Source organism: Rhizobium sp. CG4 (assembly GCF_023701965.1).
Lineage (GTDB): Bacteria > Pseudomonadota > Alphaproteobacteria > Rhizobiales > Rhizobiaceae > Agrobacterium.
In genome coordinates this window covers 271661-294893 of sequence record NZ_JABAEG010000007.1, presented here as the reverse complement: position 1 = coordinate 294893, position 23233 = coordinate 271661, and the positions used below count along the sequence as shown (strand labels likewise).

At 57.1% G+C, this 23233-nt stretch carries 20 protein-coding genes and 2 pseudogenes; 16 read left to right on the top strand and 6 right to left on the bottom strand.

Annotated elements, in window-relative coordinates; all coding sequences use genetic code 11:
- Positions 1-144: 144 nt before the first annotated feature.
- Complete coding sequence (locus tag HGO37_RS19935) at positions 145-1611, bottom strand: MDR family MFS transporter (protein WP_250984853.1); 1467 nt, start codon at positions 1609-1611, stop codon at positions 145-147.
- 519 nt (positions 1612-2130) lie between these two features.
- On the opposite strand from HGO37_RS19935, the gene traI reads away from it, so the two are divergent.
- The 12 genes from traI (at position 2131) to HGO37_RS19875 (ending at position 12977) form a co-directional block, all read left to right on the top strand.
- Positions 2131-2763, top strand: a complete 633-nt coding sequence (gene traI, locus HGO37_RS19930) for an acyl-homoserine-lactone synthase (protein WP_250984852.1) — start codon at positions 2131-2133, stop codon at positions 2761-2763.
- Positions 2760-3731, top strand: coding sequence for a P-type conjugative transfer ATPase TrbB (gene trbB, locus HGO37_RS19925; protein WP_250984851.1), 972 nt, complete (start codon positions 2760-2762; stop codon positions 3729-3731). The genes traI and trbB overlap by 4 nt, the downstream gene beginning before the upstream one ends.
- Positions 3721-4098, top strand: coding sequence for a TrbC/VirB2 family protein (locus HGO37_RS19920; RefSeq protein ID WP_250984850.1), 378 nt, complete (start codon positions 3721-3723; stop codon positions 4096-4098). Before trbB ends, HGO37_RS19920 begins: the two co-directional genes overlap by 11 nt.
- Positions 4095-4379, top strand: a complete 285-nt coding sequence (locus HGO37_RS19915) for a conjugal transfer protein TrbD (RefSeq protein WP_250984849.1) — start codon at positions 4095-4097, stop codon at positions 4377-4379. Before HGO37_RS19920 ends, HGO37_RS19915 begins: the two co-directional genes overlap by 4 nt.
- 10 nt (positions 4380-4389) lie before the next feature.
- Complete coding sequence (locus HGO37_RS19910) at positions 4390-6846, top strand: conjugal transfer protein TrbE (RefSeq protein WP_250984848.1); 2457 nt, start codon at positions 4390-4392, stop codon at positions 6844-6846.
- A 16-nt stretch (positions 6847-6862) separates the two neighbouring features.
- Complete coding sequence (gene trbJ, locus HGO37_RS19905) at positions 6863-7621, top strand: P-type conjugative transfer protein TrbJ (RefSeq protein ID WP_502941439.1); 759 nt, start codon at positions 6863-6865, stop codon at positions 7619-7621.
- On the top strand, positions 7615-8793 hold the full coding sequence (trbL, locus tag HGO37_RS19900) for a P-type conjugative transfer protein TrbL (RefSeq protein ID WP_250984885.1): 1179 nt from the start codon (positions 7615-7617) through the stop codon (positions 8791-8793). The genes trbJ and trbL overlap by 7 nt, the downstream gene beginning before the upstream one ends.
- Positions 8794-8814: 21 nt before the next feature.
- The gene (locus HGO37_RS19895) at positions 8815-9477 is read left to right on the top strand and encodes a conjugal transfer protein TrbF (protein WP_250984846.1); all 663 of its coding nucleotides are present in this window, start codon (positions 8815-8817) and stop codon (positions 9475-9477) included.
- 16 nt (positions 9478-9493) lie between these two features.
- Positions 9494-10306 (top strand): P-type conjugative transfer protein TrbG, encoded by an 813-nt coding sequence (gene trbG, locus HGO37_RS19890; RefSeq protein WP_250984845.1) that lies wholly within the window; start codon positions 9494-9496, stop codon positions 10304-10306.
- 3 nt (positions 10307-10309) lie between these two features.
- Entirely contained in the window at positions 10310-10747 is a 438-nt protein-coding gene (gene trbH, locus HGO37_RS19885; protein ID WP_250984844.1) for a conjugal transfer protein TrbH, read from the top strand.
- Between the two features lie 14 nt (positions 10748-10761).
- Positions 10762-12060, top strand: a complete 1299-nt coding sequence (gene trbI / locus HGO37_RS19880) for an IncP-type conjugal transfer protein TrbI (protein ID WP_250984843.1) — start codon at positions 10762-10764, stop codon at positions 12058-12060.
- Positions 12061-12275: 215 nt separating this feature from the next.
- Positions 12276-12977 carry an autoinducer binding domain-containing protein gene (locus tag HGO37_RS19875; RefSeq protein ID WP_250984842.1) on the top strand — a complete coding sequence of 234 codons (702 nt, stop codon included), beginning with the start codon at positions 12276-12278 and terminating at the stop codon, positions 12975-12977.
- Between the two features lies 1 nt (position 12978).
- Here the strand turns inward: HGO37_RS19875 and HGO37_RS19870 are convergent, their stop codons facing one another.
- A complete protein-coding gene (locus HGO37_RS19870; RefSeq protein WP_250984841.1) occupies positions 12979-13272 on the bottom strand; it encodes a transcriptional repressor TraM in 294 nt (97 codons plus the stop codon).
- 311 nt (positions 13273-13583) lie between these two features.
- Here HGO37_RS19870 and HGO37_RS19860 point away from each other — a divergent pair.
- Positions 13584-13763: pseudogene (locus HGO37_RS19860) on the top strand (DUF433 domain-containing protein); the annotation flags it as partial.
- A gap of 418 nt (positions 13764-14181) precedes the next feature.
- Here the strand turns inward: HGO37_RS19860 and HGO37_RS19855 are convergent.
- From HGO37_RS19855 to traA, 4 genes and pseudogenes are all read right to left on the bottom strand, one after another.
- Positions 14182-14788, bottom strand: a pseudogene (locus HGO37_RS19855) (lysozyme family protein).
- A gap of 13 nt (positions 14789-14801) precedes the next feature.
- Positions 14802-15953 carry a conjugal transfer protein TraB gene (locus tag HGO37_RS19850; RefSeq protein WP_250984840.1) on the bottom strand — a complete coding sequence of 384 codons (1152 nt, stop codon included), beginning with the start codon at positions 15951-15953 and terminating at the stop codon, positions 14802-14804.
- The gene (gene traF / locus HGO37_RS19845; RefSeq protein ID WP_250984839.1) at positions 15943-16398 is read right to left on the bottom strand and encodes a conjugative transfer signal peptidase TraF; all 456 of its coding nucleotides are present in this window, start codon (positions 16396-16398) and stop codon (positions 15943-15945) included. The genes HGO37_RS19850 and traF overlap by 11 nt, the downstream gene beginning before the upstream one ends.
- A gap of 107 nt (positions 16399-16505) precedes the next feature.
- Positions 16506-20120 (bottom strand): Ti-type conjugative transfer relaxase TraA, encoded by a 3615-nt coding sequence (traA, locus tag HGO37_RS19840; RefSeq protein ID WP_250984838.1) that lies wholly within the window; start codon positions 20118-20120, stop codon positions 16506-16508.
- Between the two features lie 252 nt (positions 20121-20372).
- Here traA and traC point away from each other — a divergent pair, with 252 nt between their 5' ends.
- Genes traC through traG form a run of 3 tightly spaced genes read left to right on the top strand, consistent with a single transcriptional unit; the run spans position 20373 to position 22843 of the window.
- Positions 20373-20669, top strand: a complete 297-nt coding sequence (gene traC, locus HGO37_RS19835) for a conjugal transfer protein TraC (protein WP_250984837.1) — start codon at positions 20373-20375, stop codon at positions 20667-20669.
- Between the two features lie 4 nt (positions 20670-20673).
- Positions 20674-20889 carry a conjugal transfer protein TraD gene (gene traD / locus HGO37_RS19830; protein WP_250984836.1) on the top strand — a complete coding sequence of 72 codons (216 nt, stop codon included), beginning with the start codon at positions 20674-20676 and terminating at the stop codon, positions 20887-20889.
- 1 nt (position 20890) lies between these two features.
- Positions 20891-22843: a Ti-type conjugative transfer system protein TraG gene (gene traG / locus HGO37_RS19825; protein WP_502941438.1), complete on the top strand. Its 1953-nt coding sequence runs from the start codon at positions 20891-20893 to the stop codon at positions 22841-22843.
- Positions 22844-23233: the final 390 nt, after the last annotated feature.

The window sequence follows — 23233 nt, the reverse complement described above, 5'->3', positions numbered from 1 at the left end:
CTCGGAGCTGACATCCATTGCGTCCTTTGTCCTTCCCCAAAACCACGCGGTGTCGTTCACCCTGATTGCTTAAGCTTCAAGCTTCGTTCAAGCAGCCAGGGTGATTGAGGAAAGGATCGTCGGAGGCGTTGCGCCTATCAACGTTTAGGCGTTCTTGGGCTCTGCTTCCGATGTTTTCAGATGCGGCACTGACAGGCATGCAGGCACGATCAGGACCGCGATGAGCATCATTACGATGAAGGTGGCGTGAAGGGCATGCTGCAGCGCCAGGCGGATTTCCTCACCGCCGCCAAGAGCCATACCCGTACCGTTCAGCAAGGCCCGCAATTGTTCAGGCGTGATCGCCTGCCCGTTGTTGGCATGTGCCAGAACGTAGGTCAGAACCGCGCCCAGCACCGCAGCGCCGAGCGTGCTGCCGAGATTGCGCGAAAATACGTTCGAGGCTGTCGCGCTGCCTCGGTCGGATGCACTCACGCTTTCCTGGGTCAGGATGAGAGCACTAATGTTCAGCAAACCCATGCCGAAGCCCATAATGAGCGAGCCAGTCGCCGCAAGCACGGGAGAACTGGAAGGTGTCAGCAGCACGAGCAGGCAGGTACCAACCGGGATGAACAGGCTGCCCACGATCATGATCGGGCGCAGTCCGAAGCGGGTAAACTGGCGCGAAGCGATTGTCGCACCGCAAGGCCAGCCGAACAACAGCATGGTCAATGCGAAGCCGGCGACGAGCGGCGATTGGTTAAGCACGGTCTGTACATACATGGGCAGGAAGGTAGTCAGGCCCATGATCGCCATGCTGGCGAAAAAGACTGCAAGATTGGCGAAGGCGATCGGTCGCCTAAGCCATAGGTCGGGAGCCACCATAGGCGCGTCAACCCGACGTTCCTGCCAGATGAAAGCAACCAGAGAAAACAGGAAAATGACGAAGGCCGCAACGGTGCTGTTGGAGAAGCCGGCTTCCACCTCGGTGAGCGCGATCATCAGGGCTGAAATTGAGACGGCAAAAAAAGCTGCACCAAGGACATCTATGGAGACGACGCGCGGCCGCTTTTCCTCATGCAAGAACAAAATGAAGCACAGCGCCGCCAGTAAACCCACAGGTACGTTGATCCAGAAAATCCAGGCCCATGGCAGATTATGAATGATGATACTGCCAAGAAGCGGCCCGACGACGGCGGACAGCGCCCACACACTTGCAAGATATCCCTGCACCTTGCCACGCTGGCTGCCTGGGAAAAGATCTGCAACCACGGTCATCGCGACAGGCTGGAGAGCGCCGGCGCCGATCCCTTGCAGCAAGCGAAACGCAATCATCGAAGGCATGGACCATGCAAAGCCGGCGAGAATGGAGGCCAGTAGAAACAGTGCGATGCCAAGCAGCAGTACTGGTTTACGGCCGTAAATATCCGCCAGCTTACCGAAAATTACAGTGGTAGCGGTCTGGGTTAGCAGAAAGGACGAGAAGACCCAGGAATAGAGATTGATTTGGCCGAGCTGGGCGGCGATCTGTGGCATTGCCGTGGAGACGATCGTCGCTTCGATGGCGATCATCGCCATCGTTGCCATGATCGCGACAACGACGAGCCCGCGATGCGAAGTTTTATGTGTCATAGGAAGCTTTCGAGACCTCATCGGCGTAGACGATGTAGTATGCGGCGCCGGCGGATATTGACTAGGGCATTTACGTGTCCTCGTAGCTGCCGCGTTGAGGAAATTTAGCGTTGAGCTTGTCCAGAGTGGGATCCGATTGGGAGTCGGTTGATTTCGTAGAAACTTAAAGCAACCGCAGTTGATCGCAAGAGTCTTCGAGACGTATTGTCTGAATTGCCTGACCCTTGGATCTTCTCCCGCATACGCTTCCGCGACCGTGTTCAACCTGCTGCACTAAAAGCATAAACGACAAGCGAACAGGTAAATAATAATAATATTTTCAATAATTTAAATCACAATCACGCCAGCACGATAAATCGATGAACGCACATATTTGATAATAATAGCTGCAGATCGAGCGCGATTTTTTGCAAAACAGATCCAGCCGAGCGGCCTCGCCGCTAATAGTTTTGGTAGTAGACCTCGTTTCAAGAGCGCTGCAAATCTCTCCACGTCACCAAAGTCAGGGGGATATCAGCAATGCGCGTTGTCGCCATAAAGAATGCGAAAACTGAAAGCGAAATCCGGATCGTTGAAGAGATGTATCGACTTCGCAGTCGCATTTTTCATGGTCGCCTGGCATGGGACGTGGACTGCACTGCAGGCCTCGAAATCGATCAATATGATGACTTAAATCCAACCTACATTCTCTGCCTGGCTGGTACTGGAGCGGTTGTCGGTTGCGCCCGGCTGTTGCCCGCAATGCAACGGAACATGCTCAAGGAAGTTTTCCCACAGCTTCTGGAGACCGGCCACCTGATTGCACATAACAGGATGATCGAAAGCTCTCGCTTCTGCGTCGATACAGTTGTTTCGGCAGCTCGAGAGCAGGGAGGGCTCCATTCAGCAACACTCGCGCTGTTTGCAGGGATTGTCGAGTGGAGCATCCTCCACGGTTATAGAGAGATAGTAACGGCGACGGACGTTCGTCTTGAAAGAATATTTCGTCGCACCGGATGGTCACTCACTCGGCTTGGCCCGCCAATTCAAATCAATGAGACGAAGAGTGTCGCTGGTGTGTTGCCGGCTGACTGGTCAAGCTTTGATCTACTGCGCCCAAGCAACTACTCATCGAACTTTATGACGCCGACTGAGGAGCTTTCTTGCCGATGATCAGCACTTCAAACCGATCACTACCCCGGCTTGTTAGCAAGCTGCAAAACGCTTTGGGGGACCACCTGTGCTCAGCCCTCGACGACCCCGATGTCGTCGAGATCATGCTCAACCCCAACGGAAAGCTGTTCATCGAACGGCTCGGCCATGGAATGACTGCAGCTGGCGAGATGACACGCTCCGCCGCCGAAACTGTTATCGGGAGCGTTGCCCACGTTCTGAACTCGGAGGTCGATGATGATCGGCCGATTGTCTCGGGAGAATTGCCGATCGGCGGGCACCGTTTCGAGGGACTACTACCACCAGTCGTCTCGGGCCCATCGTTCACGATCCGTCGGCGCGCTTCGCGCCTTATCCCGCTCGATGACTATGTGTCGAGCAAGGTGATGTCGGCAAAGCATGCCGAAGTCATTCGTAGCGCAATTGTTTCGAAGCTCAACATCTTGGTTGCCGGTGGCACAGGCTCGGGCAAGACAACCCTGACCAATGCGATCCTCGCGGAAATCGTATCATGCTCTCCCGACGATCGCCTCGTCATTCTGGAGGACACAGCCGAGATCCAGTGCACAGCAGACAATGCCGTCAGTCTGCATACCAGCGACGCTGTTGACATGTCGCGTCTCCTGAAGAGCACCATGCGCCTTCGTCCAGATCGCATCATCGTCGGAGAGGTCCGAGACGGCGCAGCGCTCACGATGCTGAAGGCCTGGAACACCGGGCATCCCGGAGGCGTCGCAACGATACATTCGAACAGCGCACGCTCCGCACTTCAGCGCCTCGAGCAGCTGACTGCCGAGGCCAGCCATCAGCCGATGCAAGCGGTCATCGGAGATGCAGTCGACCTGATTATCTCGATCGAGCGAACGGCCAAGGGCCGGCGCATCAGCGAAATCCTTCACGTCACCCGCTTTGCAGGCGGCCAGTACCAGACGGAGCCCTACGCAGAGGAGAGCCGCGATGCAGCATAAGAAATCCTTCCTGAGACTGGCCGTGATCGTCTTCTCTGCCACCGCCGCCGCGTCGCCCGTCTTCGCAAGTTCCGGCGGAAGTCTTCCTTGGGAAGGGCCACTCGAACAGATCCAGGAATCCATCACTGGTCCGGTCGCGGGCTACATCGCACTGGCCGCTGTGGCGATTGCCGGCGGCATGCTGATCTTCGGTGGTGAGCTCAACGATTTCGCTCGCAGGCTGATGTATGTCGTCCTGGTTGCCGGCATTCTGCTCGGCGCGACGACGATTGTCGGTCTTTTTGGTGCCACCGGCGCGTCTATCGGCCTGCCAAGGGATCAGGTCACGCAAGTTGTTTCGGACGGAGCGGTGGAGGGGGCGTCGTGAGCCTCCACCGCAATCGCATTCATCGCGCGCTGTCGCGTCCGAACCTCCTGATGGGTGCCGACCGCGAGCTGGTACTGATCACCGGGCTTGCGGCAGCCATTCTGATCTTCGTCGTGTTGACGATCTACTCGGCACTTTTTGGCGCGGCCGTCTGGATCGTCATCGTCGGCCTGCTTCGCATGATGGCGAAGTCCGATCCGCTGATGCGGCAGGTCTATATCAGGCACATTTCCTACAGACTCCACTATCGGCCAACGGCCGCGCCGTGGCGTAAATACTAGAGGTGTCCTGATGGCTGCCCTCAAACGTTTTCGCGCAACCGGTCCTTCGTTTGCTGACCTCGTTCCCTATGCTGGCTTGGTCGACAACGGCGTCCTGCTCCTGAAGGACGGAAGCTTGATGGCCGGCTGGTATTTCGCGGGTCCTGACTCTGAAAGCGCTACCGATCTCGAACGTAATGAGCTCTCTCGGCAGATCAATGCGATCCTGTCGCGTCTAGGGACGGGGTGGATGATCCAGGTTGAGGCCATCCGGGTACCGACGATCGACTACCCCACGCCGGGCCAGTGCCATTTCCCTGACCCTGTCACCCGTGCGATCGATGCCGAGCGCCGGACCCATTTCGGACGGGAGCAGGGGCATTTCGAGAGCAAACATGCGATCATTCTGACCTACCGACCGCTCGAGTCAAAGAAGGCGGCGCTCAGCAAATACATATATTCTGACGAGGAGAGCCGCAAAAAATCCTATGCGGACACGGTTCTGTTTGTGTTTCGCGACGCGATCCGGGAGATCGAACAGTATCTGGCCAACACCCTGTCGATTGCCCGCATGCAGACCCGCGAGGTCCGCGAGAGGGGAGGGGAACGGGTCGCACGCTATGACGAGCTCATGCAGTTCGTTCGATTTTGCATTACGGGAGAGAGCCATCCGGTCCGGCTGCAGGAAGTTCCCATGTATCTCGACTGGCTGGCGACGGCAGAGCTGGCGCATGGCCTGACGCCGAAGGTGGAGAACCGGTTCCTCGCGGTTGTCGCCATCGATGGCCTGCCGGCCGAGAGCTGGCCCGGCATCCTCAACAATCTCGACCTGATGCCGCTGACCTACCGCTGGTCTTCGCGTTTTATCTTCCTCGACGCGGAAGAGGCGCGCCAGAAGCTCGAACGCACGCGGAAGAAATGGCTGCAGAAGGTTCGGCCATTTTTCGATCAGCTTTTCAAGACGCAGAGCAGATCGGTTGATCAGGATGCCATGAAGATGGTCGCCGAGACCGAAGACGCCATCGCCCAGGCCTCGTCCCAGCTTGTCGCCTATGGCTACTATACGCCGGTGGTCATCCTGTTCGATGAGGACCGTGAAGCGTTGCAGGAGAAGGCGGAAGCCATCCGCCGACTCGTCCAGGCCGAGGGGTTCGGGGCTCGCGTCGAGACCCTGAACGCGACAGATGCGTTTCTCGGCAGCCTGCCGGGTAACTGGTACGCCAATATCCGCGAGCCGCTGATCAATACAAGCAATCTGGCGGACCTCGTCCCGCTGAACTCAGTGTGGTCGGGCAATCCGGTGGCGCCGTGCCCATTCTATCCGCCGAACTCACCGCCGCTGATGCAGGTTGCCTCGGGATCGACGCCGTTTCGGCTGAACCTGCATGTCGACGATGTCGGCCATACTCTGATTTTCGGGCCGACGGGATCGGGGAAATCGACCCTCCTGGCTCTGATCGCAGCTCAATTCCGTCGCTACGAGTTCGCACAGATCTTTGCCTTCGACAAAGGCAACTCACTTCTTCCCCTGACGCTTGCTGCCGGCGGCGATCACTACGAAATTGGCAACGATCAGCACGGGGAGGGGAGAGCGCTGGCATTTTGCCCGCTGTCCGATCTTTCGACAGATGGCGATCGAGCCTGGGCGACCGAATGGACCGAAATGCTCGTCGCCCTGCAGGGCGTCAACATCACGCCGGACCATCGCAATGCAATCTCACGCCAGATCGGGCTGATGGCGACGGCGCCCGGAAAATCGCTGTCCGACTTTGTTAGCGGCGTACAGATGCGTGAGATCAAGGATGCACTCCTCCATTATACTGTCGATGGGCCGATGGGTCAGCTTCTCGACGCGGAAGAAGACGGCCTGACGCTTCGGGCGTTCCAGTGCTTCGAGATTGAGCAGCTCATGAATTTGGGCGAGCGTAATCTGGTGCCCGTTCTGACCTACCTGTTCCATCGGATCGAGAAGCGGCTGGACGGCTCGCCTAGCCTGATTCTCCTCGACGAGGCCTGGCTGATGCTCGGGCATCCGGTGTTTCGCGACAAGATACGGGAGTGGCTGAAGGTTCTCCGCAAAGCCAACTGCGCCGTTGTTCTGGCGACCCAATCGATCTCCGACGCCGAGCGTTCCGGCATTATCGACGTGCTGAAAGAATCCTGCCCGACCAAGATCTGCTTGCCGAATGGCGCCGCACGCGAGCCGGGGACGCGCGAGTTCTATGAGCGGATCGGGTTTAACGACCGCCAGATCGAGATCGTCTCGAGTTCCATCCCGAAGCGCGAATATTATGTCGCCACAACAGACGGACGACGGCTCTTCGATATGTCGCTAGGGCCGGTAGCGCTGAGCTTTGTGGGCGCATCCGGAAAAGAAGATCTGAAGCGGATCCGTGCGCTGAAGGCGGAACACGGCCAGGAATGGCCTACCCATTGGCTTGAATCGAGAGGAGTTCACGATGCCACGTCGCACCTCAACGCCCAGTAACTGGATCGTCGCAACAATGACCGCGGCAATCGCGCTGTCGGCGATTGCTCCCGCACATGCGGGATCTGCAACGGGCGCTGCAACCGAATGGACACAGCTTGCCAACAATGCCCAGCTCATCGATCTTCTTAAAAGCTCCGGCTTGCAGGTCGATAACCAGCTGACCCAGATAGGGCAGCTCGCAGAACAGATTCAGAACCAGCTCAAGATCTACGAAAACATGCTGCAAAACACGGCACGGCTCCCTGACCACATCTGGGGCGAGGTCGAAAGCGATCTCAACCGTCTGCGCAGCATCGTAGACCAAGGGCAGAGCATTTCGTTTTCGATGGGCAATGCTGACGACGTCCTCCAGCAGCGCTTCAAGAGCTATGCGGACCTGAAAACTGACCTACCAAACGCTGAGACAGTCTCGAGCACCTACCAATCCTGGTCGGACACGAACCGAGACACGATCGGCAGCACGCTGAAGGCAGCGAGCCTGACAGCGGATCAGTTCGACACGGAAGAAGGTACGATGAGTTCGCTGCGATCAATGTCGGAATCGGCCGACGGTCAGATGAAGGCCCTCCAGGTCGGACACCAGATCGCAGCTCAGCAGGTTTCTCAGATGCAGAAGCTACGCGGCCTGGTTTCCCAGCACATGACTATGATGGGAACATGGTTGCAGACCGAGCAGACGGACAAGGATCTCGCGCAGGCCCGTCGAGAGAAGTTCTTTAACGCCGACGTTACCACGATCCCGAGCGGCCAGAAGATGGAGCCACGCTGGTGAAGCGAAATCTTGAGTGGGCTTTCGTACTCGGCGGCATAGCCTGCGTAATCCTCGCCACTCCCGCGTTCGCGCAGCAGGGACATGTCCTGACAGAACTCGAGAACCAGGTCTCCGCTGCCGCGAAGGAGTGGGAAACCACGATCATGGACGCGGCAAGGTCGCTGTTCTGGATCCTTGCCGGGATCGAGGTCGGCATCGCCGCCGTCTGGCTCGCCATACAGGCAGCATCAATTGAAAGCTGGTTCGCAGAACTCGTCCGTCGGATCATGTTTATAGGCTTCTTCGCATTCGTTCTCTCTCAGGGACCAACGCTTGCGCGGGACGTCGTCAACACTCTCTACCAGATCGGCGCGGGCGGCGGATCCGCCTCGCCGGCCGAGGTGTTCGATGCCGGTATCCGGGTGGCATCGCAGATGTCCGAGCAGGCCAAGTTCGGAGTGTTTGAGGACAATGCCCTTGCGATCGCGGCCGTCCTTGCGATGGGCGTAGTCGTCATCTGCTTCTCTTTGGTCGCGGCAATCTTCGTCGCGGTGATGGTAGAGATGTATGTCGGATTGCTCGCCGGCATGATCATGCTCGGGCTTGGCGGCTCGTCCTTCACCAAGGATTTTGCCGTCCGCTATCTGGTCTATGCCTTCGGCGTCGGCATGAAGCTCATGGCGCTAGTCATGATCGCGAAAATCGGCTCGGAGGTCCTCCTCGGCCTAGCGCAAGCGCCGACAGCCGAGTCTGACCAGTTCATCACCACATTGGCGATCGCAGGCATATCGGTGGTCGTATTTATTATCTCCATGTACGTGCCGACGATAATCCAAGGCGTCGTTCAAGGGGCGTCTGTCTCTGGCGGCATGGAAGCCATCCGGCATGGCGGACAGGCCGCTTCATTTGCGCTCGGCGCAACGTCGCTCGCAACGGGCGCCGTTGGAGCCGGAGCTGCGGCAGCACAATCCGCGCGAGCGGCCGGATCCTCTGTTGCCGGCGCAGCGCTTCGCGGCATGGGCGCCGGGATCGGGTCGGCTGGGAAGGCCGCCGGCTCGGCCGCCCGGGAAAAGGCGATCGGTTCGCCCGGAGCCTACGCCGCCTCGATCATGGGGCTCGCCAATGCCAAGCTCGAGCAGAGCCGCACCGGGCAGCCCGGCTCTAAGACGCCGCCAGAACGCAACGACGAATAATCATCAGGAAGGCAGAAAGCGATGGCATCAAACCGGCCCCCCGATAGCCCTTACCTTGCCGCGCGGCAGGAATGGACGGAACGATATGGATCTTATATCCAGGCTGCGCGCGCATGGCGGATCGTCGGCATTCTTGGACTATCAATGGCCGTGATCGGCTTCACCTACGCCATGTACCTCAGCACGCAGGTCAAGCTCGTGCCGTACATTGTCGAGGTCGACAAGCTCGGTACCTCGGTGACCGTCGGCTTCCCCCAGCAGATCGAATATGCAGATGCCCGCGTTGTCCGCGCGACACTCGGCAACTTCATCACCAGCTTGAAGTCCATTACGCCGGATGCGGTTGTGCAGAAGCAGTATATCGACCGAACCTATGCGCTTCTCAGGACATCCGATCCCTCGACCCAGAAAATCAACGCCTGGTTTCGTGGCAACTCGCCGTTCGAGAAGGCCAAGACGTCGACCGTCGCCATCGAGGTCAACAACATCGTCGCACTCTCCAATCAGACCTACCAGATCGACTGGACAGAATACGAACGCGACCGCAAGGGCAAAGAAACCGACACGCGCCGGTTTCGCGGCATCGCGACCGTCGCGCTGACCGCACCACAGGACGAGGCGATCATCCGCCTCAACCCGATTGGTCTTTATGTCCAGGACTTCGACTGGACCGCACAGCTTTAAGGGCAGGGGAATTCACATGCACAGAACAGGATTGATCGCGGCCGTCGGCTGCATGGCCGGACTTGTCCTTGGCGAATGCGCAATGGCGCAGAGCATGACAGCGAATGAGGTGAAGGGGACCAACATCTCGCGAAAGTGGCGCGGGACGCCCGGTCTCGTTACGACTGGGCCCGATGGAAAGGTTATCTTCCTGTTCGGCGAGACCCAGCCCTCGGTGGTGTGCTCGCCGCTTCAGGTCTGCGATATAGAGCTGCAAGGCGGCGAGATCGTCCGTGATGTGCTTGTCGGTGACACCGTCCGTTGGAAGGTCGAGCCGGCGACGTCAGGGGCGACTGGCGGGCAGGCGATCCACCTGATCGTCAAGCCATCCGAGCCCGGCCTTGTCACATCGATGGTCGTCACGACCTCGCGGCGAACCTACCATATCCAGCTTAAATCCCACCCTAGCCAATACATGGCCCGCATCGGCTTTGAATATCCAGAAGATGTCTCGACAACGCTGGCCGACATCAATGCCCGTTTGGAGACCGGCGGCATTCCGGGAACCGCCCCCGACAAGCTGAATTTCTCCTACGCGATCAGCGGTAGCGCCTCATGGCGGCCGAAGCGCGTCTATTCCGATGGTGCGAAGACCTACATTCAGTTTCCCCGGTCCATCTCAGGGCAGGACGCACCTGTGCTGTTCGTCGTCAGCGGTGGCCAGAACCGCATCGTCAATTATCGCATGAAGAACGACATGATGATCGTCGACTACGCTGTAGACAAGGGAGTATTGGTTTCCGGGGTCGGCTGGCGACAGCAGAAAATCACAATCCGGCGGGGAGGCTGACGAATGAGAAAGACCCTCGCCGCCATCACCTTCACGGCTATCCTCTCCGGTTGTCAGACTGCCGATGAAACGCTGACCATCAGTTCCACCCCGATTGCCGTCACTGGCGCCACCGCCAGCGCCATCGCCGACGACATGGCAAGCCGCCTCGCCGAACACGTTGGCCCGGCCGGCACCACGATCCTCAAGATGGATAAGGACACCTCAGAATACGCCGCCGCTCTCGAGGCCGCGGTGAAGGGATGGGGATACACCGTTGTCACCGACGGCAAGATCGGCAAGGACCAGAAGGCCGTCGAGGTTGCATGGTCGATCGACAGCTTCGACGGACAGGTCCTGGCGCGTGTTAGCACACCGGTCATCGCGCTCGGCCGTGCCTACACGACGACGTCAGCGGGTGCGACGCCCGCCAGTCCGCTTACCATCAAGCAGCCTAACTGAGGGGAGGGGAAACCATGGTTCAATCGCTCCAGCTCGGCACGGCGGGCAATTCCGACGACCAACAGAATATGCGACGCCTCAATCGCCTGCCGATCATCGTCGCGATCGTCATCATCGTTCTATTCTTCGGCGTCGTCATCGTCGGCCTGTCGTGGCGCGGTCTTTCCTTCAACCGTGGGAACGAGCTCGACACCACCTCCGCGTCGTCGGCGACCACATTCGGCGATCAACTGAAACGAGGCGTGACTGACGGGATCATAGGCGAACCGGAGCAACGCGAAGTGTTTCAGCCGACGCCCGTCGTTGTCGAACGCGAGCCTACGAGAGAGGCCGTCGTGGAGCGGCAGAACGAGGTCCGGGCTGGACGTCGATCGCAACTCGAGCCGGAAGCCGAGTGGAAGGCTCGGCTGCAGCGGGAGCAGGAGGAGCAGATCCTTCGCGAAGGGCAGCGTCAGAGGATGGCGAGACTTCAGGCACGGGCAACAGCGCTTGACTCCCCGCTCAAAGTTGATGTCTCCGAGTTACAGAAGAGCGCCTCCGAAACCAGGGCCGACGTCCGCCAACCGCTCAATGCCACGACGAACAGCACGTCTGATCTTTACAGCGCAGCGATGAAGTCCGGTTTGCTCGGACAGAACGCAGATCAAAACGGTCAGATCTCGAAGGAGGACTTTTTCAACCAGGACATCAAAGAACTTGGCTATTTGCCGAACCGGGTGGTGCCGCAGATCTCGCACAACGAGTTGAAGCGGGGATCGGTCATTCCCGCCACCATGATCACGGGTTTGAACTCCGACCTTCCGGGCAGGATTTCGGCGCAAGTCAGCCAGAACGTATATGACAGTGCCACCGGCTCCCGACTGCTCATCCCCCAGGGATCGAAGCTATTTGGCCGCTACGATTCCAAAGTATCCTTTGGCCAAGAGCGCGTGCTGGTCGTCTGGACTGATCTGGTATTCCCGAACGGCTCAACGCTTCATATAGGAGGGATGTCCGGCACGGATGCGGGGGGCTATGGCGGTTTCAGGGACAAGGTCGACCGCCATCTCTGGCGCACATTTGGCTCTGCGGCACTTGTCGCTATCATCGGCACAGGGATCGATATGTCGATGCCGGAGAGTTCGACCCTGACTACTCAGGACACGGCTTCTGATGCAGCGCGCCGGAATTTTGCCGAGAGCTTCGGAAGAGTGGCCGAGCAGACAATCTCAAAAAATCTGAACGTCCAACCAACCATCAGTATCCGCCCGGGCTACCAGTTCAACGTGCTCGTGGATCAGGACATAATCTTCCCTTCACGAAGCCGTTACTAGAATAAAAACGCCGCTTCAAATGGTTGCAATTACGGAAGTGAAGTGGTGCAATAAAACACAATCTTGCGTTGCTTATTTTATTATAGATACTGACATTCCGCGTAGACCAAGCTGCGTTGCGCGATTTTCTGGAGTTTCCGCGCCCTCAAAAAAGGGCATGCTGTCTGTGATTGCAACTTTGTTGCGCTCATACGCTCACTTATGGAGGCCGTGAATTGAACCAATGGTTTGAACGTTTGACCGACCAAGTCGCCCTGGTACACGATGAAGCCACGATGAAGGCTACCTTAGAAAAACTCAGTCGGGAACGGGGTTTTAAGGCGTACGCCTACCTCAATCTAAAAGCGGAATTGCAGTCGGCGATCTCCAATTATGACGTTGAATGGCAGCAAAGGTACTTCAACAAGTGCTACGCCTCGATTGACCCGGTTGTGCAACACGCCCGAGGGCGGCACGAGGCTTTCACTTGGTCAAATGTCACGTCTCTGAAAATGTCCAAAACGCGCCGGAAGTTTTATGGCGAGGCTGCCGAATTTGGGATCCGCTCCGGCATTACAATCCCGATTAAGATCGCATTCGGGCACACTGTCATGCTGACCCTAGCTTCTGACTGCGTAAATTTCCCCTGCGAGCCAGCAATCAATCCTGCCTTGGCAGCAGCGGCTGTTGCCCAACTTCACTCCCGTTTAGAACGACTCGGTGTTGAGCCGACACACCGGACGCCCATTCGAATGAAAGCAAACGAATTAACCTGCCTACGCTGGTCAGCCGAGGGGAAATCCATGAAGGCGATCGCGATCATTGAGAACACGAGCTATTCCAATGTTACTTTTTTTCTTCGTAACGCAAAGGCAGCTCTGGGCGCTACGACATTGCCTCAAGCAACCGCAATGGCGAAAGAACTACGTCTGATTTGATTTAGTGAATTTCACTCTTTGGTGTCGCGGGCAAGTAGCCCAGTATGTCCAGCAAAGTCGACACAACAGTTTGCTGCGCGTGAACAGCGATCATTGCCGTGATATATGCAGCGTCAGCCTGACCCCCATCATCCTCCGCGCTGGTTTCATCTGCATGGGCTTCCAGCACAACAGCTTCGTCGCGAAGGCGCCTGTGCTTTTCCATTTCCCTTACAAGATGCTGCTCGACTTGTTCCGGGGTCTGTCGGTCCATCAGACCGATGAGCGGTCGTAAAATGAGTTTTGTGTCAGTCACGGGTCCATCGGAATGGTTTGAGGCTGGGATCAATAATACCCTTTTACTCTAATATACGGCAGTTGTGGCTGCTGAAAGACAGTAAATGCATTGAGCACCTATTACATATTGATAAACGGGTGCAAATGGCGATCTTTCCGCGCATGGGTATGCGTAAACTGGTTTGCTGGAGTTGTGCCCGTTTCCGTCGGAAAAGGCGTGACTTAGAAATGGGCGGAAGCGCGTTCCGGCTACAGTCAACAGTACCTTAGTGGCCTCGAACGTGAACGCCGAAATCCTTCGAACATAACCCTTCACGGAATCGCGCAGGCGAGGAGATTGTTGAGGGGTATCCTTCGCGAACCGTACGTTTCGTCGAACTTGCCGAGATCTAGACTTCTGCTCAGCCAGCACGGGGTCGACCTCGCAAGCTTTCCGACCTTGGCGCCACCGTGAAATCGTCAACGCGGCTTTCGCTGCTAAAGGCTGACGACGGTTCGACCGGCAGCTGATATTGTGAAGTTAATCATCGACCAATGCCTGCACACGTCTCTCTTGGCCATTGCTCGGGACAATGGCCAAGACGGTTTTCATATAATTGGCTAGGCTTGTGCGGAGAAAAGGATTGGGATCTGATGGGGCGCAATGTTGCGTAGGACTACACTTTCGTCACCAACAACGCGCGTGACTTTAGGAAGCTCTACAGTAGCAAGGAAATCCACGCCGGATTGATCATATCGGACCTCAAGTCGTTCCTGCGTTGCAGCGTAACCTATTAACACCTATCGTCGAGGAGGTTGCCGGCGGTGACGAACTCCTGAATGAGGTGATTGAGATCAGCGTCGAAGGCGAGGCGGCGGTCCTCATCCGCTGTTCGCCGCCAGCCAGTTGAGAAAAAGGTGTAGATTCGCTCCACGCGCTGAGCGGGGTTCAGCCCTCTATTTCTGACTCCCCGATCCTTGGGAGATCAATCGGTATACCCGCGTTGTCGGGCTTGATCGGAGCTTCATCCGGTATGTCAGCAATTCCGTCCGTCTCAACCTCGTCAGCAGTATCACTTTCAACAACCGACCGCTGAACGACCATGCCACCCGCATTTTCGGCATGAAAAACGTTCTCGCCTTCAAACTCGCCCGTCTGCCAAGCGTGAAGCGCATCGCGGAAATGACTCCTCGCTGGTCGGATTTCCATACCAGCGCGTCACTATATGCAGGCTCTTCGCAAACATCGCCGTGCCCACACGAAGATTGTTACAAGGTTCCACTAGATCGGCTTTCAGTTCAGACGCAACCTTTACGCCTATCCCAGCCGGAAACTGTGTCAGACCTACACGAACAACAGAGGTTCCTGCATTGTCTCGGACTAACTCCACGGCCTCCTCAGCTGTACGAGGTTTGGTAACAGGTATAAGGCGACCTGCCGATTTCACCGTGATCGACAACGGATCGGTAGAGCCGACCGTTTGAATGAACTGCTCAATAATCGGTGGCTCCAATGACGGGTCGGCACATTCTCTGATGAAGGTAACTTCCAGCATACAATTCTCCCTCTCATATGTTGAACGACAAAACGAGTGGCAAGGTAAACAAGCGAGCCCAGGCAGCGGCGCTGGCGCGCTGCACCTCTGGGATAGAAGTGCCTTTGGTCCACCAACCATTGCCGACAGCGATGATGACATCAGGGCCGTGAAGAACCGACTGTAGAACGGGCCAGATAAGAAGCAGCTCGTAACAGATAAGCGGACCAATTTTCAGGCCATCGACATCGACGACTGGATTCGCGAAGAAATGCGCGCGTGCGCCATCAGATGAGTGGAGCCATGGCCGCCACATTGACACGGGGACCGGCATGCGTTCACGATAAACGATCTCACTGCTGTTCGAGGAAATATGAACAAGCACATTGTCGTAGCCGACTTCATTTATGATCGTCGCGCCAGCAATCACCTTGATTTCGGTGTCCGCTAGTTTTGATTGCCAGAAACGGGCGATTGTCGGCGTCCAGAATCCAAGCGTGCTCTCGGGAAGAACAACTGTTGTACCCGGTTGCTGATGGCGAGCGATTTCGATCAGGTCATGTTGCCGCGTTAAGCCAAAATCGCGTCCCAGAGATGCTCCCATTTCCAGATCGACACCAATCAAGGATGCAATTTGAATAGGAATCGTCCACTGAGCGGCGGACCATAGCCATAAGCCAATCATGACCACGGCCGCGGTAGGTCGATGGCGCGTTGTCATGACGCCAAGACCTGCTGCCATTGCTGCCAGCCCCCACCAACCCCAGCCTGGGAAGATAACGCCTGCGGCGGTAAGTGGGTGAGCCCATCCCGTAATGCCTAATGGTGGAACAGCAATGGCAACTGAAGCGATGAGGTAGTGTGCAGGCTTTCGCCAGCCGCGTTGGTCGGTCCAAGCCACCGTGTAAGAGATCACGAACGCCGACGACGCGATCAGCCATAAAAGAATGCCTTGCCAGATATCCTGACGATAGAAATTCGCAACGCCCAACGGCAATCCGCGCGACGCGGCAAGAAAGTAGGCAGCAGCGACAAGCCCTGCCTGCCAGCGTGTCTCGGCAAACGACCACAGAATGGGAAAAGCGACTGCGACTGGAACGAGAAAAATATGTCCACTCCAACCGATCCATCCGGTCATTACTGAAGCAACGACGAGTAGGACAACGTGCAGATGCTCAAGGCGCATAGGTCCAAACCTCGTGCGCATAACCAAGGACCCCCTCGACTGGGAGTGGACCAAAGTACCTAGAGTCGAACGAACTCGAAAACGCAGAATGCAGATAGATAGCACAGAGCGGCACAACGCCACCTTCGTAAGGTTTCATCGCACGACTTTGTCCGTCAATCTTCGCTACCCGCGAATGAGACAGCCGTTGCCCGTCTATGAACACTTCCTCACTGACCTTAACTGTCTGACCTGATACTGCGGCAACGGTCTTGATCAGCGGGGCAAAGCCACCAGCACAAAGACCACGCCGCAAATAGCCCCTGTCTCGTGCTTCGAGCATCGAGTCGGTTAGCGGCGGGCAAATGAAGACGAGATCACCGATCCGGAGTTTTCCGTCAAGCTCGACAATCCGCCAGAGGCCGAGGGGTTCACTGGGTGTAAAATTGACACGGAAACCGGCCATGCCTAATCCGACTGTTGTCGCGAATGCGATCAACGCGGGGATGCCGAACCAGAACAACGCCCAGTACCGCTTATGTGCAAGTGAGCAAACAGCAGGTACCCGTATTATCATCTTAGCACCATTCCCTGACTCTTTGTCTGCCGGAGTGTCTCTGCTTCCTTGAGTGCTGTGGCTGTCCGCTCATGGGCGGCTAGTTGCTGCGCGGTCCTCATGGTGTTCCAGGACTGGGCGACCTCTTTTTTCTGAGCGGTGTTCATGCCTAACGTCACACGCCGGTACGTCGCGCCATCGCTGTCTTTAGCTGCGAGCGGCAGGAACGTCCGATCACCGAAACGCTCCGAGACTGCTTTGGCAAAACCATCAAGCTCGGCTTTGATCATCTTGTTGGCCAGCGCATAGTCTAGACCTGCCGACAGATCGTTTCTCTCGATGGCCTCACGAACACGTTCAAGGACAGCTTTGGCATTCTCAGAAAGTGCAGGTATTGCAATCGCGACCCTGTCGCGGCGAGTGGTCTCGTTGGCAATATGACGCTGTTCCGCCTCACTACGCTGACGCAGGTAGTCACTGATGCTGGCTGCAAGTGCTGTGACATTGTTCAACGCCCGATCACGGTTGGCCTTGTCAGCTCGGCTGGCAAACCAGCCTGTCTTGCCCTTGAGTGCGCCGAACGTCTCAGGCCTACTGGCGATTTTGGCAAGCTTCTCTGTCGCTATCGCCTGATCGCGCACCATCGCATTGATGTCGATGGCTGCAAACGCTGCCTGTGGCTCGGCATAGACAAGATGGAAACGCATCGACACTTCCTCCCACAGTGTCTTCAGGCCAGTGTCGGCCGCAACCCTGTCATCAACCACCTGCTCGATCTTCCTGGGATAAAGGGTGATACCGGACACCATTGGCTTGACCTCTCTTTTCGGATTGATTGCAGTGTAGGGATGAGTGGTGTTGCTGGCGCCTTTCACGCCCATCGCAAGGTCGATCTCACGCCACATCCTTGCGCCAATGGTTGCAAGCCGATCTCCCAGATCCTGCAACCGATGTTTTTGCAGAATGGTCGATGCGTGCCGGTCTCTGGCGATCGTGCGGGCGACATTCATCAGGTTGAGGCCGCGCGTCTGCGCAAATCGCAGCGCGGCGCGATAGGAAGACGCCCGCTGATAATCGAGTGTGGTTTCCTTGGATCCGTCACGGGAAAGGCGCTGCTTCAACCGCCCCATGGCAATCTCATGCAGCGGTACAACATGCCAGCTGTTGCGCTCGGCTGTTGTACCATCTGGCAGTGTGACCGGCTGTGAACCCTTGTGCTCAAGTGCGATGTGGTCACCGATATTTGCCTTGGCATCCGTGATCGCACGGGCCAGATCAACACCCCATAGGGTGTGCTGCTGGCCATCACGCTGTTCGAGCGTCACGAAGTAGCTTTTGCGGTTGTCCGGTTGGTGCTCATAGGGTGCAGCACCATGGTCGACGAGAATGCCACCGCGTTTGCCGATGAACTCTTCCGTGCCGACGTAGAGCTCGGCTGTCTGACGGTGCCGCGTCATCGCGACATAGGTCAGATGACGGTCCAGCGTGTTTGAGGCTAGGACCTTTACACAATCAACCGTGGCACCCTGGGATTTATGGATTGTGGTCGCATAGCCATGGTCGATGTTGTTATAGAAACGCTGTTCGATAGTGACCTGGCTCCGGTTCGTACCGTCACCGATCTTTGCCACGACACGGCCCGGGCCTGCTTCCACGACCCTGGCCAGCATCCCGTTTTTGACCCCTAGGCTGCCCTCGTTTTTGAGGAAGACGATCCTGTCGCCGACATCAAAATGACGAACCCCATCCTCGGTACGGAACGCAAAACCTTCCCTGACAATGCCACGGTCGACCAATTTGGCACGGGCCAGTTCGTTCAATTCACGAACATCACGACGGCGATGGGCGAGGATCAGGGAGGATGACTGATCTTTAAACTCCTGGTTCCAGGTTTCGATCAGCGCCTCAATTGCATCCTGACGTGTCAAAGCAGTCTGGACCAGCCCGGCCTGGTCATAGGCTCGCAGTGCGGCCTCCACATTGCCACGCGCCAGATCAAGTGATGCATTGCGCATCCATTGTGTCTGCTGGCGATAGATCGTCTCAAGTTCTGCATATCCAATACGATCGGCAATGGCGCGGAATGCAGCACCTGCTTCGATCGGCTGAAGCTGATCGGGATCACCAACCAGCACGAGTTTGGCGCCAGCCTTCGTTACCGCCTCGACGAACATCGCCATCTGCCGTGACGACACCATGCCAGCCTCGTCGAGAACAAAGATCGTTTTGTCATCAAGCTGATCACGACCCTCATTCCAGCGAAGTTCCCAGGAGGAAAGCGTGCGCGAGACAATGCCGGCTTCCTTCTCCAGACCATCGGCAGCCTTGCCAGCCAGTGCGCCACCGACCACGCGGTAACCGGCTGCCTGCCATGCCTGACGAGCGGCCTTCATCATGGTTGTCTTTCCCGCACCTGCGCGCCCGACAACGGCTGCGATCCGTTCCCGCCCGGCAATATGGGCAATGGCGGTCTTCTGCTCCTGGGAGAGTCTGGTGTGTTGGGTAAAGGCAGTGTCGAGCACTGACTGACGAACGCCGTGCGATGATCGTCGTGACAGCCAGAGCGCCTGGGCTGCCATGCCCGCTTCCAACCGGATCAGCTCTTGCGTCGTGTACTTCTCGAGCGACCGCGCACCACTCTCAAAGTCGATCCTCTCGCGATCAAGCCGTAGGATCTGCGGGCTTTGCAGAATGCGTGCCATCAGGCTCTGGAAGAGGGCGGCATCATCGATATAGCGATGCAGGATTTTTGCAATGTCGTGACTATCGAAGACGCTTTTCTCGCGACTGATCAGGTCAAGCACAAGATCGGGATGACGCTCGATACGGCGGGCATTCTCCGCACGACGCTCCTGCTGCAGCTCGAGCCGCTCAAGCTCGGCTGCCTTTCCATCCCCGTTCGCTTTGCGCTCGATGGCCCTGGCGCCGACGCCCAGATGAATGGTCGGGGGGAGATCGATGCCTTGCTTTCCAAATGAGCGGCCATCAACGGTGATATCAAGACCGGCACGTGCAAGGTGACGGTTCTGGCAGGCGAACCAGCCATCGCGTAGCGCATTGAAGTGGTCGATGCCACCGGCCCAGAGGTCATAGACAATCCTGCCGGCATCATTGCGAAGCGGCTTGCCATCCGGACCTGTCACCGCAATCTTTTTTGGCCCGAACCCGTCTTCGGTCAGCGGTCGCAATGTGGTCATCAGATGGATATGCGGATTATCAGGTGCATCATGATAGACCCAGTCAGCGACCATGCCACGCGTCGTGATGTGATCTGCCACGAAGTCCCTTGTCAGTTCGATGTTCTGTTCCCGTGACAACTCGATCGGCAGGGCGATCGTTATGTCCTTGGCAAGCTGTGCGTCGGAACGCTTCTCAAAATCCTCGACCCTGTTCCAGAAGACTTCAGCCGCAGTTGAGACGGAGTGATCGGCGATCATCTCGCGCAGCCATTCAGGGGCATCGGCGGGAATGGCGAACTCCTCATGCAGGAGGTCCTGCTTGCGGGTGTAGTCGATTGTTCGGGCTTCGCGCCCATATTCCATCTTTGCACAGTGGCGATAGGCCGCCGACAACACGGCACTGCGGCCGGAGCCACGTGCAACGATGCTGACTGAGAAGTGCGGGACGGCCATAACGACAAAAGATCCTTTGCTCGAACATCATCAGAGGTGTTCGACAGGATCGGATGGCCCCGCCAGGGTCTAAAGCAACACGTCGCATAGCGACGTATAATTGCGCCCTTCGGATCCGTCCTTCGAACGGTCGGGATGGTGCGCAAAAGCGTAGGCTGCGCCTACTCGCATTTCTGTCAGTGGATCGGCGCGCCGATCTGACGGAGCATGATGGCATAAATTACGATCAATGCCGTCAAGGGACAATCGGAAATGAAGAAACCATCATCAAGGATCCGGCAGGAAATCGCCAAGCTGCAGGACCAGCTAAAGGCAGCCGAGACGAGAGAGGCCGAGCGCATTGGGCGCATTGCACTAAAGGCTGGGATTGGCGACATCGAGATTGACGAGACACACCTGCAGGAGGCCTTCGAGGAATTGGGCAGACGCTTTCGCGCGGGAAAGCCCGTTACGAGCGGACGGAAACGAGAAGGGACAGACGGTAAGGGCAGCGAGTATCCCGAAGCGGACACGCCTGGCGCGTCTGAGGGCAGCACTGGTGAGGTTTGAGCGGATGAGGAGAAACGCGATCTCGCATGCGCGCAAGAAAGACACCCGTGACAAGATCGAGCTTGGCGGCCTGATCGTCAAAGCCGGTCTGCGTTTTGAGAAACGGGCTCTGCTGCTTGGCGCTCTGATCGAGTTGCGGCAGAGATTGGCGGTCGATGAAGGTGAGCGTACTCGCCTGACGGTAGTCGGTGCAAAGGCGTTTGGTCATGAAAGCGACTAAGATGTTGCTCGCTGGACTTCCCGTCACAATGATGATCGTCACAGTGTTGTTCCTGACGGGGATCGAGGTGTGGCTTGTCGGCTTTGGCAAAACCGAAGCGGCGAGGCTTACTCTGGGGCGGATCGGTATCGCAGCACCCTATGTGGTGGCAGCAGCAACCGGCGTGATCCTCCTGTTTGCAACAGCCGGTTCATCAAGCATTCGCGCTGCCGCCTGGGGAGTGATCATCGCAAACATCGGGACCATTGTGATTGCGGCCGCGCGAGAGACCATGCGGCTTGCGAGCATCTCAACGCAGCTCTATCCAGGGACATCGGCGATAACGTATCTCGACCCGGCCACGGTGATCGGTGCGGTCGCGGCAATGATGTCCGGCTGTTTTGCCATCCGCGTCGCAATGCTTGGCAATGCTGCCTTTGCGCGGGCAACACCAAGACGGATCATCGGCAGACGTGCCCTGCACGGGGAGGCCGATTGGATGACGCTTACTCAAGCTGCAACGCTGTTGCCTGATACCGGCGGTATTGTGGTTGGCGAACAATACAGGGTCGATCTTGACAGTGTTGCGGCGGTGCCATTCCGGAACGATAACAAAGAAACCTGGGGGGCAGGGGGGAGATCACCACTGCTTTGTTTTGATGGCTCCTTCGGTTCATCTCACGGCATCGTGTTTGCCGGATCAGGCGGGTTCAAGACGAGCTCGGTAACGGTTCCAACCGCACTCAAATGGGGAGGCTCACTCGTCATCCTGGATCCATCGAACGAGGTCGCACCGATGGTGTCAAAACACCGTGAACGCGCCGGTCGGCGGATCAGGATACTCGATCCGCGCAATCCCACGACCGGATTTAACGCGCTCGATTGGGTCGGCCAGTACGGAGGAACCAGAGAGGAGGATATTGCATCGGTTGCATCATGGATCATGAGTGACAGCGCAAGAGCTACCGGTTTACGGGACGACTTTTTCCGAGCGTCCGCCCAGCAGCTTCTGACGGCAATCATCGCCGACGTTTGCTTGTCGGGCCACACACCAAGAGAGCAACAGACGCTTCGTCAGGTGCGCACAAATCTCTCAGAACCTGAGCCAAAACTTCGCCAGCGGCTGCAAGACATTCACGCGAGTTCCGGTTCGGAGTTCGTGAAGGAAAACGTCGCAGCCTTCGTCAACATGACTGCGGAAACCTTCTCCGGGGTCTATGCCAACGCCATCAAGGAAACACACTGGCTTTCCTACAAGAACTACGCGGCACTTGTGTCAGGTGCGACATTTCGCACGCACGACATTGCGGAGGGAAAGACCGATATATTCGTCAATATAGACCTGAAGACACTGGAAACCCATTCCGGTCTTGCGCGCGTTGTGATCGGATCATTGCTCAACGCCATTTACAATAGAGACGGCCACATGGATGGCCGCGCCCTGTTCCTTCTCGATGAGGTCGCCCGGCTTGGTTACATGCGCATTCTGGAGACGGCACGTGACGCAGGTCGCAAATACGGCATAGTGCTGACGATGATTTATCAATCGATAGGGCAGTTGCGCGAAACCTATGGCGGGCGTGATGCATCAAGCAAGTGGTTCGAAAGCGCCAGCTGGATCTCGTTTGCAGCGATCAATGATCCAGAAACCGCCGAGTATATTTCCAGGCGTTGCGGTATGACCACGGTGGAGATCGACCAGCTCAGTCGCAGCTTCCAATCCCGCGGATCATCTCGCACCCGCTCGAAGCAACTTGCCGCCCGGTCACTTATCCAGCCGCACGAAGTCCTGCGCATGCGTGCCGACGAACAGATAGTGTTTACCGCCGGCAACCCGCCGCTTAGATGCGGTCGCGCGATCTGGTTCAGGCGCAAGGATATGATGGCATGTGTTTCGCAAAGAGGGTTGAGCCGTGAGACCAGAGCGATCGGATTGCCTACGAAGGTGCGGAGTGATGATGAGGAGAGATCGTAACCCAAATGAGCGAGAACCAATACGGCCCTTGCTCATATTGCGCATGGATCTGTCTACCCAAGGTGGAACAACGGACTAGTGACTTCAATAAACGGGCGGATTGTTCACATAGAACTCTCTTTGGACGAATATCCACGACGACAACTATCGTTTCGCCCTGTCCACCGAGCCGGACTGGTTTGGCAAATGTCTCTAATACGGAGTTTGGACCTATCGGAACCAGCGGCACTTAAAGGTTCATCACATCGCAGTCGAAAGCGATGCGGTCAGCCCGTTTGCCCACCAGCTCTCACGAAAGCGTCGTCACGGCTGTTCATTCGTCTTGCCTGCCACAGGAGAGGCAGTTCAAAACAACTGTTGAATGGTGACATGGGATTACAACACCGAGGT